The 14,874-nt window shown below is 41.1% G+C and carries 13 protein-coding genes; 4 read left to right on the top strand and 9 right to left on the bottom strand.

Going from position 1 to position 14,874, the window contains the following annotated elements:
• Window positions 1-146: 146 nt before the first annotated feature.
• Window positions 147-1,457, bottom strand: coding sequence for a cysteine dioxygenase (locus ACSLBF_RS13760; protein ID WP_440053927.1), 1,311 nt, complete (start codon window positions 1,455-1,457; stop codon window positions 147-149).
• Between the two features lie 196 nt (window positions 1,458-1,653).
• Here ACSLBF_RS13760 and ACSLBF_RS13755 point away from each other — a divergent pair, with 196 nt between their 5' ends.
• Window positions 1,654-2,979, top strand: coding sequence for a hypothetical protein (locus ACSLBF_RS13755; protein WP_440053926.1), 1,326 nt, complete (start codon window positions 1,654-1,656; stop codon window positions 2,977-2,979).
• Window positions 2,980-3,089: 110 nt separating this feature from the next.
• Here the strand turns inward: ACSLBF_RS13755 and ACSLBF_RS13750 are convergent, their stop codons facing one another.
• Window positions 3,090-3,782 (bottom strand): CPBP family intramembrane glutamic endopeptidase, encoded by a 693-nt coding sequence (locus tag ACSLBF_RS13750; RefSeq protein ID WP_440053925.1) that lies wholly within the window; start codon window positions 3,780-3,782, stop codon window positions 3,090-3,092.
• A 98-nt stretch (window positions 3,783-3,880) separates the two neighbouring features.
• On the opposite strand from ACSLBF_RS13750, the gene ACSLBF_RS13745 reads away from it, so the two are divergent.
• The gene (locus tag ACSLBF_RS13745; RefSeq protein ID WP_440053924.1) at window positions 3,881-4,783 is read left to right on the top strand and encodes a LysR family transcriptional regulator; all 903 of its coding nucleotides are present in this window, start codon (window positions 3,881-3,883) and stop codon (window positions 4,781-4,783) included.
• Between the two features lie 130 nt (window positions 4,784-4,913).
• On the opposite strand, the gene ACSLBF_RS13740 is transcribed toward ACSLBF_RS13745, so the two are convergent.
• The 3 genes from ACSLBF_RS13740 to ACSLBF_RS13730 all read right to left on the bottom strand — a co-directional run bounded on the left by ACSLBF_RS13740 (window position 4,914) and on the right by ACSLBF_RS13730 (window position 10,201).
• On the bottom strand, window positions 4,914-5,879 hold the full coding sequence (locus tag ACSLBF_RS13740) for a flagellin N-terminal helical domain-containing protein (protein ID WP_440053923.1): 966 nt from the start codon (window positions 5,877-5,879) through the stop codon (window positions 4,914-4,916).
• A 452-nt stretch (window positions 5,880-6,331) separates the two neighbouring features.
• The gene (locus ACSLBF_RS13735; RefSeq protein WP_440053922.1) at window positions 6,332-7,318 is read right to left on the bottom strand and encodes a flagellin N-terminal helical domain-containing protein; all 987 of its coding nucleotides are present in this window, start codon (window positions 7,316-7,318) and stop codon (window positions 6,332-6,334) included.
• A 330-nt stretch (window positions 7,319-7,648) separates the two neighbouring features.
• A complete protein-coding gene (locus ACSLBF_RS13730; protein ID WP_440053921.1) occupies window positions 7,649-10,201 on the bottom strand; it encodes a serine hydrolase in 2,553 nt (850 codons plus the stop codon).
• 263 nt (window positions 10,202-10,464) lie between these two features.
• Here ACSLBF_RS13730 and ACSLBF_RS13725 point away from each other — a divergent pair, with 263 nt between their 5' ends.
• Complete coding sequence (locus ACSLBF_RS13725) at window positions 10,465-10,710, top strand: hypothetical protein (RefSeq protein WP_440053920.1); 246 nt, start codon at window positions 10,465-10,467, stop codon at window positions 10,708-10,710.
• Between the two features lie 348 nt (window positions 10,711-11,058).
• Here ACSLBF_RS13725 and ACSLBF_RS13720 read toward each other — a convergent pair whose 3' ends face one another.
• From ACSLBF_RS13720 to ACSLBF_RS13710, 3 genes are all read right to left on the bottom strand, one after another.
• The gene (locus tag ACSLBF_RS13720) at window positions 11,059-11,565 is read right to left on the bottom strand and encodes a hypothetical protein (RefSeq protein ID WP_440053919.1); all 507 of its coding nucleotides are present in this window, start codon (window positions 11,563-11,565) and stop codon (window positions 11,059-11,061) included.
• 110 nt (window positions 11,566-11,675) lie between these two features.
• On the bottom strand, window positions 11,676-12,053 hold the full coding sequence (locus tag ACSLBF_RS13715; RefSeq protein ID WP_440053918.1) for a DUF4440 domain-containing protein: 378 nt from the start codon (window positions 12,051-12,053) through the stop codon (window positions 11,676-11,678).
• 143 nt (window positions 12,054-12,196) lie between these two features.
• Complete coding sequence (locus ACSLBF_RS13710; RefSeq protein WP_440053917.1) at window positions 12,197-13,570, bottom strand: hypothetical protein; 1,374 nt, start codon at window positions 13,568-13,570, stop codon at window positions 12,197-12,199.
• 180 nt (window positions 13,571-13,750) lie between these two features.
• Between ACSLBF_RS13710 and ACSLBF_RS13705 the strand changes: the two genes are divergently transcribed.
• Complete coding sequence (locus ACSLBF_RS13705) at window positions 13,751-14,119, top strand: HopJ type III effector protein (RefSeq protein WP_440053916.1); 369 nt, start codon at window positions 13,751-13,753, stop codon at window positions 14,117-14,119.
• Between the two features lie 47 nt (window positions 14,120-14,166).
• Here ACSLBF_RS13705 and ACSLBF_RS13700 read toward each other — a convergent pair whose 3' ends face one another.
• Window positions 14,167-14,865 carry a response regulator gene (locus ACSLBF_RS13700; protein WP_440053915.1) on the bottom strand — a complete coding sequence of 233 codons (699 nt, stop codon included), beginning with the start codon at window positions 14,863-14,865 and terminating at the stop codon, window positions 14,167-14,169.
• Between the last annotated feature and the right edge of the window lie 9 nt (window positions 14,866-14,874).

The raw sequence follows: 14,874 nt of genomic DNA, 5'->3' as shown, positions 1-14,874 counted from the left end.
GGAAAGAGCATGAGGTTTGGGGGAGTAAAGGTGAAATTCGTAGCCAATATGCGGGGAGCAAAGCCACCTAATCGTGTATATTTCGGTGGCTTGTAATGAAGGTAAAAACCCTTTTATATGATTCTAGAGCGCCGTGCCAAAAAAGATTATTTAACTGGCACTAAAGAATCAATGGCCTTCTTAGCGCTTGATTTTCTTTCCTGCCACTCTTTTTTCATTAATGCTTTGAATTGCAAAAAGCCCATATCAGAATTAGGGGTAAACGGTTCAATTTTATCATCGTCTACATAGTCAAAGTATTCATAGTGCTCGGTATTTTTTTGCGAATACTGATAACACTGGATTGTGATACAAGCCTGAATAGTGCATTCATTCTTTAATTGGTGGGTTTGGTTAAGTCCGGGTGAGATCCAAGTCACTTGATCTTTAGTAAATTTGGCTTTTTTGAAGGGAGTAGTGACATCTGTTGCGAGCATGGCAAACAATCGAACCGTTATTTCGCCGCTTAGCACACGGATGATGGCATTGGCATCCGCATGGTTGTGAATAGGGGAGTAATGACCACAAGGCCAAATTTCCATTACGTAAGGAATACCTGGTGAATCTCCCTGGTTAACGCCCATGGTGATCCGTAAATAGGTTTCGTCTAAATTACCAGTTTCGCCAAACTCAAATTGTTTCTCGCGCAACGTTTTATAGCACCAACCATTTTCGTCATTAATACTGGCATTAATGGCTTGGGTAAACTCAGGAAAATCGGGCGTGTCCAATTGAAAATTCTTGCCTGCAATATTGGCGTAAAGTTGCTGACAAGCAGGCGTTAAATTTGCTGCAACGGTTGCTTCATAACTTGCGACATCGTCCATGGTGATTTGATCCGAGTGCTTCACGGCCAACGGTGGATTAACCACAATAGGATCTCGCCAAAGGCTGCTCAGCGAGTTGTTAACATTACCATTTACGGCAATCGTTTTAACACTGTGAAGCCATGAATTTTCGGAGTCTTTCGTTGCTTGAATGTAGCCCTCATCGTAAGTTAATAATGCCAATTCAGGACGCATCTCACCCTTTCCGTAAATTATGCGTGGAGCTAGACTATCAATGCTCAACCAGTAGTGGCTGTGAAGGTCATCGCTAAGGCCAGGCTTGAGTTTTCCTGTTTGCTCAGCAATGTCATTATTACTGACTGAAACGAGTTCTTCCCAACCCCAAACGGATTTTCCAAAATCTTGATGGACGATTTCGTGTTTATATAGTGTCGCTTGGTTTTTATTGATGGTGAGTTTTAACCCAAGTTTTCTATCGGTTGCAAAAAACTCTATGTGGAGCGGTTCACATTGCGCTAAAACGACATTAATTGTGCCCTGTCCATTGATAATGAGTGGAACGGTTTGCTCTGCCGATAGGGTCAGTGTTTTTCTTTTCGGAATGGATAAATTATTTACTTGCTTATTCATATTGCATCTCGCCACTTGTTGATTAGCCACTGGTTGCTAGTGCTGGATCTGTTACTAGCAGAATCTGCGAGAAGTCTAGTCAAGTTAACAGGTTGCTTAAATTACAAGAGATTACGCGGCGTTACAGCGTGTTGGAATATTAAAGAAAATCTCTAACTTGCCGATAGAGAAGCGTTAACAGCATAAGGATATCAACATGCAGATTAAAGCCAGCTCACCCGCCAATATGCTCAATTTTGAGCGTAACTTAACGACGTCAGTCTCAAAAAATGAAACTGAAGATATAAATGAAGTCTTAAGAAAAAAAGTAGCCGCTGATTATGAAAACGATCCTAATACCATCAAATTCACAAAGCGAGCGCAGCTATACCGTGTCATAGATCTTTCTGGTTCTGATGAACCGCCAAAATATCAATATGGTCGGTTAACCGATCTCGATGATATTGAAGCGTTTTTAACGCATCAGGATCGTCTGGACAAAGACAAAAGCGAAATATTAAGAAACTATATTCCATCAAAAGAGTATCTAACCTTACTCGATAAAATGGACGATGATACGCTCAATAAGTTTGTTGATATGATGTCCTCGGCGTTCAATGTCGAGGGTTTCTTTATTGAAAAAACACAAGACAAAGCACAAGAGCTTATCGCTACAATGAGCCAAATGTCTGAAGAGCAAATTGTTGATACCATCAATACCCTATCTAAACTCGCTGAAAAAGAACAAGCTGCGGCACCAAGTCAAGTACCAAAGCTACTACTTCCCGGAGGGAGTGTTGAAAATGTGTTATTTCATCGTTTTTCTAAGTCAGCTCAGTCAGAAAGACTTTGGCAATATTCTTTTGAAAATAATAAACAAGTAGATAAATACGTTGATTTGTTGAGTAGTGGTAAATTCTCTGAAGAAGACTTACAAGAGATTAATCATCATTTGCGAGAAAGCCCCTATGATCAAAGCAAGGGCATTCTTGATATGGCGATGGTGATTAAGAAAAACGATCACCAGCCTTTTATAGAAATGCTGAGTAGCGCAGACGAACTAAGCGAGAACAATGTATTTTCGTATGTTAGCCAACAGCTGGATATCGATGAGCACACCAGTGCTTATAAAAGCACCGAAGGTGGACATGTGTTTTTAACCGATTCTCTTCCCGATGATTCTGAACGGCAGCGTTTGTACAGTCAGCTGATCAATGCTTTTGAAAATCAAGGAATGGGGTGGATGGAAGACACCATTGAACATATCAAAGAAAAGCCCCCTCAAGTACAAGCCGATATCTGGAAGACACTGAATAAAGAGGTATTGGAAAAGCCTGAACAGTTTAATAAAACGGACTCAATAGAAAGCTGGATGGAGTTGCATTTGGCCTCATTCACCCGAGAGTTTGAGCAAAAGCAAATCAAAGCGCTGTATAAAATGGCGGATGAAGCTGATGTGCCCATTAATTTAGGTCTGCTTACTTGGCAAAAGCAAACATCACTGATTATCGATAAGGATGCGAAAAAGTCCACGGGAAGCTAGAACATATTGTTGTTATTACCTTTGAGAAGCAGGAACTTTGTAGTAATTCCTGCTTCTTTATATTATTACTGGTTGAATCAATTGGCTTATTTGCAGTTAAGGTTAAATACTTATTCTTTAGCGCTTTTTTCAACCAGATAAAATAGTTGACCGGCGTAGGCATCCCAAACAAAGTGCAGAGCAATGACAACCCATAATGATCCCGTCCAAAGATAAATTAAAGCCAGAATAAGGCCGAACAATCCCGTTTTGACTATCCCTTGCCAGCCCTGATAAAAATGAAATAAACCAAACACCAGACTAGAGATAAATAGTGCTGGTAAGGTCCCAAGCGATTGGCCCAAAACGTGTAGCAAGAACCCTCTAAATAGTAGCTCTTCACAGATCCCCGCGGTTAGAGATGTGCCAAAGATGAACCAGTTTCGTTCTACTTTCGTGCTCGGCATTATCCAAGCTATCGGCTCAAATTGGGCTCGGAGTTTTGGGTGTTGGGACTGGTTTTGCTGTATGGAATGCAAAGAAAAAACAAAGTAACTGAGAATGACTAAACATCCCAACCAACCGATAAATGTTGTCAACTGCCAAGAATGTACGAGTCCTAGCTGGGTCATACTGATACCACCGGTCGCGAGGTGAATTAACAGTAAAATGGTTGGAAGCCAGAGGGTAAGTATCGTGCTTTTGTATATTTTAAGCTTGGTTGTTTGGCCAGCCAATAATCGTGTTTTGTCCTTATTTTGGTTGGCTAATTCGTAGATAAGCCAGCCAATAATCCAGACGAGTAATAATATTTCAACGCTCATTTTGTTGTTCCTTATTTTTTATTGAACACAGTGTATGGACATATCCAAATTAAAAAAATATTCTTTATTTTTATAGTTATTAAACTTTTGGTTTATCAATGCTGAAAAATGACCTGTTGCATTCGTTTTTGCTGGTGGCAAAACACGGCGGCATTAGCAAAGCTGCTGAAGTAAAGTCCCTCACCGTAATGGCGATGAGCAAACAAATGAGCAATCTTGAGACGCAGCTTGGACAACCACTTTTTGAGCGTAGTGGTCGTAAGTTATATTTAAGTGAATTTGGCAAAGCGTTTGAGGATGAAGCGAAAAAAGTCATTGCTGCACATCACGAAATGGACAATTGGTTAGCGTCGGCTGCAAATAGAATTCAAGGCACGATTAAGGTTGTTGCACACAATAATGAATTTATGCAAGGGACCGTACTTCCTTGGCTATCTGAATTTTGTGTTAAGTATCCAGAGTTGAAATTGGAACTCGATATCAAAGAGACCGTGCTTGATATCAATGAAGATGATTACGATATTTTTTGGGGGGTGAGCGGCTATCTGGGTGACAAATTTCCGAGTTTAAAGCGCCGTGCTTTGTTTCACACTACGCTTGCTCTATATGCCTCACCGCAATACCTGCAAGAACATGGTGTACCCGTTCAGTTAGACGACTTGGAGCAACATTATGTGGTTGGTTACCTACACAATCAACCTTCAAACGTGTTGATGCTTCATGATCAAAAGCCTGTGTATAAATTGCTTAAACAAAAAGTTGCAACGGTCGTCGGGTTGATTGATTTGGCTATTTCTGGGCTCGGAATTATTAACGCGAGCAGTGATAGTGAAGAAATAACAGCGGCGATCTCAAACAATCAATTGCAACCGATTATGGAAGATTACTGGGTTAAAGGTGTGGGTGTATACGCGTATTATCATAACGTTAGGCATCCTCAGCCTAAGGTGAAAGCGTTTCTGGACTTCTTTTTAGCAAAGCAACTTCAATGGAAGCTGTAACTGAATCACGTCAGGCTTTAGAGTGTGTTGATATAGCGAAGGTATGTCTCGTGCCAAAATAGGTTGCCAAGATAAATGGGGTATGGTTTGGCAACCTATGAATGGGTAAAGCGGAGTTATTTCAAAGGTATTAACCTAACAAGCTCAATGCAGCCTGAGGGCGCTGATTCGCTTGGCTCAGAATTGACTGACTGGCCTGCTGTAAAATTTGCGCTTTGGTTAATTTTGCAGTTTCTTGAGCAAAGTCAGTATCTTTGATACGTGATTTAGCCGCTGATAAGTTTTCAGAAATATTCGATTGGTTACGAATAGTAGACTGAAAACGGTTTTGTACTGCACCCAGCTCAGCACGCTTTTTATCAACAACGGCTATTAAACCATCCATCGCGGCCATCATCTGTTGTGCGTTAGCTTGTGAAGACAGAGAAATTTCATTAGTTCCTGAATGCACTAACTTACTATAACCGTATCCACCCGCAGCACCTCCACCAGATACATTTGATATACCTGTTAAATCTTCAGAGAGCTTTTTGCCTGAAATACCAGTAGCAATAGCTGCTAAGCCAGTAAAAGTGAAGCCACCGTTGGCTGTTAACGAGTTACCTTTTACATCTCTCATGCTAAAAGAGATGGTTTGCACCGCATCAGCACCTACTTGAAAGCTGGCATCGTAACTGCCGTCCAATAGGTTCTGACCGCCAAATGTGGTGTCTTTAGCGATACGGTTTATTTCTTCTTTTAGCTGTACAGCCTCTTCTTGTAGAGAAAGCCTATCAGCATCAGTGTTAGAACCGTTCGCAGCTTGCTGAGCAAGGGTTCGCATGCGTTGCAACATTGACGTCACTTCGTCCATCGCTCCTTCCGCAGTTTGTGCCAGCGATAAACCGTCGTTGGCGTTACGGTTACCTTGGTTTAAGCCTTGGATTTGTGAGTCTAAGCGATTTGAAATTTGTAAACCTGCTGCATCATCAGCAGCACTGTTAATACGAAAACCAGACGAAAGTCTTTTAAATGACGTATCGAGTGTATTGCCTGAGTTCATCAATTGTCTTTGCGCATTCAAAGAGCTGACGTTGGTATTTACATATAAAGCCATTGGGTTTATCTCCATATAAAAATTCTAGTGCGATCCTAATATCGGTACTTTTGCTGCTATCTTTAGTAAATCATTGAAATTAATTAAATATTTCTGTTTTTAGATTTTTTCGTGGTGTAATATTCTTAATGGGGTGTTGGGACAAAAGGTTTCGTTACTTCTTCCTTTAATTGTATGTTTTATATGGGTTTTATGTTATTTCTCGTTCTGTTTTTCTTGTTTTAAAATTCAGTTATATACATTTATGTATCATTTTTAGGTAAATTTTACTTTAACAGTATTTTGTTTTTGTGAATTATCCAAATTGAAAGTTTTGATGTATTCAACAAAAAAAATATTGCCGTGGGGTTTGCACGACAAATAGGTTTAGTTCAAAAATGCAAAATGGGTTGCCAATAGACAGCAAGTTATCAGGCAACCCATAATTGGATAAAGGGAGCAAAGTTAGTTTATTAACCAAGCAAGCTTAAGGCTGCTTGTGGACGCTGATTTGCCTGACTCAAAATTGACTGACTTGCTTGCTGTAAAATTTGCGCCTTGGTTAACTTCGCGGTCTCTTGAGCAAAGTCAGTATCTTTGATGCGTGACTTCGCCGCTGATAGGTTTTCAGAAATATTCGACTGGTTACGGATCGTAGACTGAAAACGGTTTTGCACTGCACCTAGCTCCGCACGCTTTTTATCAACAACAGAAATAAGTCCATCGATCGCTGCGAATACGGTTTGGGCATGTTTTTGACTGGAAAGGGAAATATCACCAGTTACCGGGTTCATCGCGCCAAACATGACGTCATAACCGTAGAAAGCAGTGCCAGAACCATCGGTTGAGAGTCCTGTTACTTTTGTTAACCCTACCGTTTCCTCGCCAAGCGCTCTTCCTGTAATGGTCGAAGCTATCATCGCAATACCTGAAAAAGTGAAGCCACCATTCGCGGTCAAGGTATTTCCCTTCACATCTTTCATAGTAAAGGAAATAGTCTGAACTGCATCGGCTCCGACCTGAAAACTGGCATCATACGTACCGTCTAATAAGTTTTGACCACCAAATGTGGTGTCTTTGGCAATACGGTTGATTTCTTCTTTCAGTTGGATTGCTTCTTCTTGCAGCGCGAGTCTATCTGCGCCCGTGTTTGAGCCATTAGCAGCCTGCTGCGCAAGCGTTCTCATGCGCTGTAACATTGACGTGATTTCGTCCATCGCGCCTTCAGCGGTTTGTGCAAGTGATAAGCCGTCATTAGCGTTACGGTTACCTTGGTTTAAACCTTGAATTTGTGAGTCTAAGCGGTTTGATATTTGTAAACCGGCCGCGTCATCCGCAGCACTATTAATACGAAAACCTGAAGAAAGACGTTTAAATGATGTATCTAGCGTGTTACCTGAATTTAAAAGCTGTCTTTGTGCATTCAAAGAACTGACGTTGGTATTAACGTATAAGGCCACAGAATAATCTCCGAAAAGGTTTAATTACATTTGATCCTGTTATCGGTACTTTTGTGGGGTGCTTTAGGCTTATTGTTGAAGTTAATTAAATATTCCTGTTTTTGTTGGTGGTTTGTTTGAATTATTTATTTTCTGCTTGTTATTTTTTGGAATTGAAATTTGGTTTGTTTGTATAGTGTTGAATTGGTTTTGTTTGTAAGTTTTTGTATTTAAGAGTTTTTTTAATTGAGGTTGCCTAAATTGCACGGTTTAATTTCTCACCAGCAATTAAACCGTGTTTTTATATTTTTTAAATAGCGGTGTTTATCACACCGCATTGTTCATTATTATTTATTTTGTATTGGCTAGCTGTAGTGCTAATTGCTGAATAATCACAAAAGCTTCATAGTGTGGGTCATGATTGTCATCACCATTACTCAGCAGGATCACGCCATTTTTGGTTTTGGTGTCACCAATCATTTGTGATATCACACCGGGATCTGAGCCATCATGGTGGATTAAGCTTCCATCTAGCTCCCAAAAATAGCCAATATCTCTACTGGGAACTGGCACTTCAGTTTGCGGACTTAACATGTCTGACACTGCGGCTTTTGAAAGCAATTGGTGCCCACCGAGTTTGCCTTCATTCATACTGGCGATTAGATATTTTGCAAGATCGTTAACGGTTGAAATTGCTGAGCCATCTGGATAGGTAATCGCACCATAATCAGGCATAGCAAGCAGCTGCTCATCATCAGGTGAATAAACAAAGCGAGTGGCAACATTATCCGCTGTTTTACCCACACCCCAGTAACTGTTTTGCATCGCTAGCGGTGCAAAAATATAGTCATCTACCAAGGTTGTGAACGGTTTTTGTGCCTTTATTTCTAATGCATATGCCGCGAGTGCTGTAGCGATATTAGAATAAACGTATATTTCACCGGTTTCATAGTCGTACTGACTGGTAAAATTGATCTCCTGATAGTTGCGTCCAGATTCGCTTAAGTAATCCCGCAAATATGTCCCAAGATCTGGGTTGATTTGTTCGTCACACAAATTAGAGCCAAGCAGGGCATCATTCATATTCTGTTGTGTCTCGTGCAGATAATAAGAGCAAGTGTAGGCGGGGCTTGCGTCTACGATGCCACTGGTATGCGTAACTAGGTGAGCAAAGGTGATAGGCGTGTCTTGTGCTGAAATGGCTTTCAAAGTAAATGGCAAAATTGGTGCGATTGGCTCATCCAAATTAATCAGTTTATCTTCAACCGCATGAGCCAGTGTTGCACCGACCATGGTTTTACTAACCGACGCAAGATAAAACGGTGTATTCGCCGTAACCGGAGTGTTTTTCTCATCTGCTGAACCAAATCCATTGCTGTACTTCAGTTTTCCATTTTGGATAACTGCAACAGCTAAACCGGGAAGCCCACTTTGTGCCATTAAGTCATTAACCTGATGTTCAAATGTCACGATATCGATAGATGGATAAGTTTGTTTGCCTAGCTGTTTTAGCGCGTAATCGTAGGTCGCAAAGCGCTGCAAATCAGTTTCTAAACTGGTATAGGCTGGGATCACTACGTCAGGTTGAAAACCGACTTTTTCAAAGGCTTCACCTTGGGCATTGCGATACACTTCATTTGATAGCCCAATTTCCCAACCGTTGGGGAGTCTAAAACTGAGGATATCAGAGAAAGCACCAGAGGTTTCTTCTCCGACTTGCGTAACGTGCGGTAACTGTTTCATTGCCATGGCAAACACTTCGGCTGCACTGACTGTGATTTGGCTCGTTAATAGGTAAACTGGTTTCGTGTATGCATTTGCATTGGCTGGTAATTTATGTTGTTGCGCTATGCTTTTTCCCGATTTACTAACGGCTTGTTTTTGGAACGCGATGATCTCTTTAGCGTTGAAGTGGTTCGCAATTGCCATTGAAATGACGTCATCACCACCTAAATTGTTGCGAATATCGATGATCATGCCATCCGTGTCTTGTAGCTCTTGCATAATTGCGTCAAAGCGAGCTTTGGCTGCAGCGAGTTGTGCACTTTCGCTCGCCTCAGGATCGTTGGCATATTCGGCCATATTGTTGATCACTATGATGCCGATATTGTCCTCGGTTTTACCCCAGATTAAGGTTTTTAGGTCGTCTCCTTCAGGAAAGCTTTTATAGCTTTGTTCGGTGATATAGCTTGCTGCGGTTTCCTCGTAGTCTTCGAAAAACTCTTCGACAACTTCCATCGTATCAACGTCATAACCAAAACGAAGGTAAGATTTGGCTTCGCCTTCGGCACTACGTAAAATCGGGCTGGGTTTCATGGTGAAAAATTCACTATCACCAGCTTTAATAGAAACATGGGCATCTTGCAGTGGCGCAACCATTTCACTGAGCACATCAAATAGTGCTTCATCGCTCATATCATCAGTAATAAGAGGTCTAAATACTTGACGTTGCGTTTTCCAGTCAACGCCTCTTAACTCGAAAAAGGCATAGTAGTCATTAAATGCATGCCAAAAGTATTCGAATACATCAGTTGGTGTTGTATGGTCACCTATCGTAAGTGGTGAATTACATTGTTCTGGCTTTCGTGCTTTCGTAACAAATTCGGTGTTTGTTGTTGAGCCTTGTTCCTTTATCCAAAGTATATCTCCGAATCTAACAATATCAGGAAATCGCTCTTTTGTTTCAAGATGCGAGAAATCACCGGTGAGTATGCAGTGATTTGAATTAAACTCGAGTGTTTTCACTCGGTTTTCATCTATCACCAGAAGCTTTCCGTAACCGACTTGATGCCAAGTCCCTTCTGCTTTTTCTATGGGGGGGCGATTATCAGAATCGTTGTTACAACCGCTGAGAACTAAACTTGCAGATATGGCTAGTGCCAAAGTGTTAAACGCCAATTTCATAGTGTGATCCCTTTATTGATACGTTTCAATATATGGGACGTAGATTACTAGTCGAAGCGACAACATACTGTTATGCGATAGATAAAAAGTGTAAAAGTAATGGTCGGTTTCTTACACTATTCAACATGTTGAAATATAGACGTTCATTATTGAGAGTTTTTATCGTGAAAGGCTAACGGCTAAGAGCTTCAAGCAGCCACTGGGTTCACCTGATTTTACTTACCTGCTATGCTTCGCCTTTTAGGCCAATTGAGTAGGGCATAATGATTAAAGATAACGACATAATCGAAACACTTGAGGAACTAGAGTCATTTCTATTATTGGTAGAAAATGGTGGTTTGGGGTTAGAAAATGTCGCAGGTTTAGCACTGGCGACGAATAACAGTGATGGACGTCCATTTGTTGCTGTACTTGACGATAATCATAAATTATTGCTCGGTCGTTGGGTGACGCAAGAAGTGTTTGAAAACGGCAAAGATATGGTTCGCCACGGGGCGAAAAAACAATAATCGCGGCTACTAGAGCGTGTTGATCTTTCAAGTTTGTATTTGCAGCAGTTTGATTGGTATTTATACAAGGCAGAGCTTGCGTAGCATAGTGATTCTATGTGAGTCAGGCGATTACGTAGTAGAAGTGCCAATCAAGCGCTGCCCTTCAGGTTCACCTCAGTGCGCTTTGTGCATTGTTGCTCAACTTTTGCTTAGATTACTAGGCGGCAAGTCGAGCGCCACGCTCAAAACCCACTGAGGGTAACAAAAATCAAACAGCAAAGATCAACACGCTCTAGCAACAAAAACAGTCTATTTTTGTTGCTACGCCTGACTAATCTCAAAACTCTTATCCGCAGCTGAGGTTAACTATTCTGATTTTCCCATTGAGAATTCTTTAACAATTTTTGGTGATAGCAAGCGCTTGATAATCCACACTAATACGCCAGATACACCCATGGCAAAAGCCGTATTTAGCCAAAAGAAAAACACCATGATATTCGCAAAGTCACCTATTCCCTTACCATCAGGCATTTGAGAGATCATTACAAACTGCAAGATGACTCTGACTATCTGCCAAATAATGCCGAGTGACAGTAACGAAATAAAGGTAACCCTAGCCCAGTTTTTTCGCTGTAGTAACTTCACGGATGAAATAAGCGTTATGACCCATAGCGCGAAAAAGACATAAACAAGTGCTGGGACATATTCTAGTAATGGGATGATAAATTCATCGTGAGAAAGTTCAGAAAACGCGCTACCCAATGGTGTCATCGAGATAATGACGACTTGAAAGAGTGAAGCAAACGAGAAGTAGCCAGATAAGAGAATAAATATCCATGCTACAGTGGTAACGAATTTAGAGTTAGTTTCCATATTAATTATTTCCTTTTTTACTCTCAAAGAGCAAGGGGCTAAAAACATCAAAAATGCCCAAAGCAACGTTTAATTGTTACAAGTGAATATGTGGTGCTCGCTTGAAAGATTTAGACTGGTTTATTAAAGCTGCCCGGATAGACATTGGCGCTAAAAATGCGCCATTGGTTTTCAACTTTGTGGCATAGATACAAAGTGTGAAAGTCGATGTGCGCGCCTTTAGTATGAATACGCCATTCTAGCGTTACGGTATTTTGCGTGTCGCTGAGAACCTGAACATCAACAATGTTGAATTCAGCCGATTGATAGCCAAAATCCCGCATTTTCTCGCAGTTGGCTGAAAACTTCTGAATAAGCGTGTCTTTTTCCGAATACACCTGAACACCATCGGCGTCAGCAATGGCACAAGGCAATCGGTATAAACTTGCTATCGCTTTGGCATCAAAAGCGTCGAAAGCGGATGTGTAGTGGCTGAAGAGTGCTTCCATTAATATTCTTATCTCATAATTAGATTTGAATTTTTCAATCAAACAACGGCGTTTGTATCGTTATTAGTACCACATTTGGTCGGTTTTTCAAGTGCTTGAATAAAACATGACTCGTTTGCCAAATCTTCTTTAACAATTTGATATTAAGACGAATTCGAATCATCTTCCATCAATTCAATGGCGACAATCTCAGAGCGGTTCATGGTTAATTTGTATCGCTCTAGCTGAATGCCTTGTTCGGATGTAAATCGCAGGACCAGATTAATTTGATAGCGCCGTTCTACCGATTTTTTAGACACTTTTTGACCATCTAGGGTATAAAGCTTGCCAGCACCTTTTTTTAGGTAGCGTACAAACGACGCCATATTGAAGGTAATTCGCTGTTGAACTTCGTCATAGCCGGGTAAAAATTCATCGATGTAGACCTGATTTTTACAACTAAAGTGCATCAAGTTAGCAGCTTGCTTGTTTTGTTGTCTGCGTTTTTTTAGCAGCTTTACCACGTCGTGCGGAAGATCTTTTTTACGAATATGCTCAAGCCAAATGGTTTGAGAACAAATCAGGGTATCAGTCACTGAATTTTTGAATTTGTTACGCCACTTAGGACGGCCTCGTTGGATCAAGCGCCATGCCCATTGCGTTAGGTCTTCTTTAAATATCTCTCGAAGTCCATAAATGACACCGAGTAGCGCTATTAAAGCCACCGTTATTTCTTCAAAGTTAGAACGCGCATTAAGCACAATAAACATCACAAAAGCCATGATCACGCCAGTCACTAAGCCCTTTACTAAGCGCTTCAAATGGCTACTAAGATCAATCGTTTCTTTGGTAAACACCACGCCGTATTCAATCAGTCTTTCAAGCAACTTCATTTTGTTTGTAATTCGGTTTGGGTCGTCTAATGTGACCTGAGAGTTATAGGTTTGCTCCGCTCTATATTGGCTTTCACGTTGACAGAATTCGATAACGACATTTCGTTCTTCGGTAAATTCACTGGATTTCGGCCCGTTGGACAGGAGTTTTAAAAACGCTTGTTCTGTGTGCCAACTTAAGTAGTTGTCTGCATTTTGAAAGTAGGATTTCAGTTTGTTATCCGGTGGCGTGTAGCGCCTCAGCTTTTTCAATAGGCCTGTTGTTTGTTCCACTAACTCTGCCGCTGCTGGGAAAAATGTATCGGGTTCTTTGAGCTGCAAGGTGGCTTTCACGTCGGCATCAAGGGCAATGCGGATCTGGTAGCAAAACAGGTTTAAATTGACCCGATAGCCTGTTTTTTGCCCTTTGCTTTGACTGATAAATCGACTGCGAACCAGCGGTAAATGAAGTTGCTCTGAGTAATAGGCACTGTGGCTTTTTATGTTTGCGGTAAAGAAATCGGTCTCATTTAATGTTTCCGCGTTGATACCCATATCGGTTGGGATAGAAAAGTACAGGTCGAGTTGATTTGTTTCTTTGGGAAGAAGTTGATAGTGGACCTTAAAAGATAGGTTTTCGTCTTGGCTTAGCTGTGCTCTACTCACTCGGGTTCGAAATCTCCAAATTAAAATGCTATTTAACGTCCGTCTCTTTAGTTTAGCACAAGTCCTTTAGTTACATTGGCTTAACTAACGCTATTCCAATACCGGAAGAATAAATTTTGATTGGGATAATAGCTCAATTGTGAAAAGTGATATTGTAAGCATTTAACCTGAGGAACAATTATGCCACAAGAACAACAAGTCACACTCCATGCTTTTATTACGCAGCTGAAAGAAGAGGGCGAACGTGTTGAATTTGAACAATCGATTGCGTTGATTGATCAACTCTACCACTTTACACCCGTGGCGTTTAGCTGCGGTGAGCAGCACAGTGAAGCGGGAACAAATCAAGGATCGTGTAAAATATTCGCCTTTGCTCAGCTACATGAGTTGTCGGAGCAAGCAACGTTACACTGTTTTGGGCGCTATTATCGTGAAGATGTATTGCAAAATCCAGAGGGTTCCGATCATGGCAATATACGTAACTTTATTAAGTTTGGTTGGCAAGGTGTAAAGTTTTCTGAATCAGCACTTGAACCCGTTGAACAATAATACGAGTTATAAAAGCTGTGGGGTAAGCTACCACAGCTTTTAGGTATCTAGGCTTTTTTCTGTTGTGCTTCAAATTTATAGCCAGCACCATAAACGGAGTGAATAAACTCTTGTTGTGGCGCAATGCTACTAAGCTTTTTACGGATGTTTTTTATATGGCTATCAATGGTTCGGTCACTGACGATATGACTACCATCATAAATATGGTCCATCAACGCATCTCGGCTGTAAATTCTACAAGGGCGACCATACATAGCCTTAAGCAGCATAAATTCAACATGGGTGAGAGAGATTTGCTCGCCTAGAAATGATACAAACAGGGTCTCTTCGTCTAATTTGAGCTTACTTTCGGTCTCACTTAATTTACCTTGCTCATCCAATGAAACTCGACGCAAAATGGCTTTAACACGCGCCACGACTTCTTTGGGACTATAAGGTTTACAAATATAGTCATCAGCGCCAATCTCAAGCCCCAACAACCGGTCTACTTCTTCGACTTTGGCGGTGATCATCACGATGGGAACGGTAGAATAGGCACGAATACGTCTGCAAATTTCAATGCCATCCACGTTGGGCAGCATTAAATCGAGAAGAATAAGCGCGGGTTGTTGTTGTTTGAATGCGGGTTCCGCCTCTGCACCATCGTGTACACAATGGCTGGTGAATTCAGCTTGAGCTAAATATTTACTAAGAATATCAGCCAGTTTTGGCTCGTCTTCTACGATCAAAATATGTTTGTTTGGCACCCGAAATGT

The sequence above is a fragment of the Pseudoalteromonas sp. T1lg65 genome, assembly GCF_051930985.1.
Lineage (GTDB): Bacteria > Pseudomonadota > Gammaproteobacteria > Enterobacterales > Alteromonadaceae > Pseudoalteromonas.
This window is presented reverse-complemented; position numbering and strand designations above follow the sequence as displayed.

What these genes read in the sequence shown, in the direction of transcription:
- ACSLBF_RS13760 (WP_440053927.1), bottom strand. Translation starts at nt 1,457, where the DNA reads ATGAATAAGCAAGTAAATAATTTATCCATTCCGAAAAGAAAAACACTG.
- ACSLBF_RS13755 (WP_440053926.1), top strand. Translation starts at nt 1,654, where the DNA reads ATGCAGATTAAAGCCAGCTCACCCGCCAATATGCTCAATTTTGAGCGT.
- ACSLBF_RS13750 (WP_440053925.1), bottom strand. Translation starts at nt 3,782, where the DNA reads ATGAGCGTTGAAATATTATTACTCGTCTGGATTATTGGCTGGCTTATC.
- ACSLBF_RS13745 (WP_440053924.1), top strand. Translation starts at nt 3,881, where the DNA reads ATGCTGAAAAATGACCTGTTGCATTCGTTTTTGCTGGTGGCAAAACAC.
- ACSLBF_RS13740 (WP_440053923.1), bottom strand. Translation starts at nt 5,879, where the DNA reads ATGGCTTTATATGTAAATACCAACGTCAGCTCTTTGAATGCGCAAAGA.
- ACSLBF_RS13730 (WP_440053921.1), bottom strand. Translation starts at nt 10,201, where the DNA reads ATGAAATTGGCGTTTAACACTTTGGCACTAGCCATATCTGCAAGTTTA.
- ACSLBF_RS13725 (WP_440053920.1), top strand. Translation starts at nt 10,465, where the DNA reads ATGATTAAAGATAACGACATAATCGAAACACTTGAGGAACTAGAGTCA.
- ACSLBF_RS13720 (WP_440053919.1), bottom strand. Translation starts at nt 11,565, where the DNA reads ATGGAAACTAACTCTAAATTCGTTACCACTGTAGCATGGATATTTATT.
- ACSLBF_RS13715 (WP_440053918.1), bottom strand. Translation starts at nt 12,053, where the DNA reads ATGGAAGCACTCTTCAGCCACTACACATCCGCTTTCGACGCTTTTGAT.
- ACSLBF_RS13705 (WP_440053916.1), top strand. Translation starts at nt 13,751, where the DNA reads ATGCCACAAGAACAACAAGTCACACTCCATGCTTTTATTACGCAGCTG.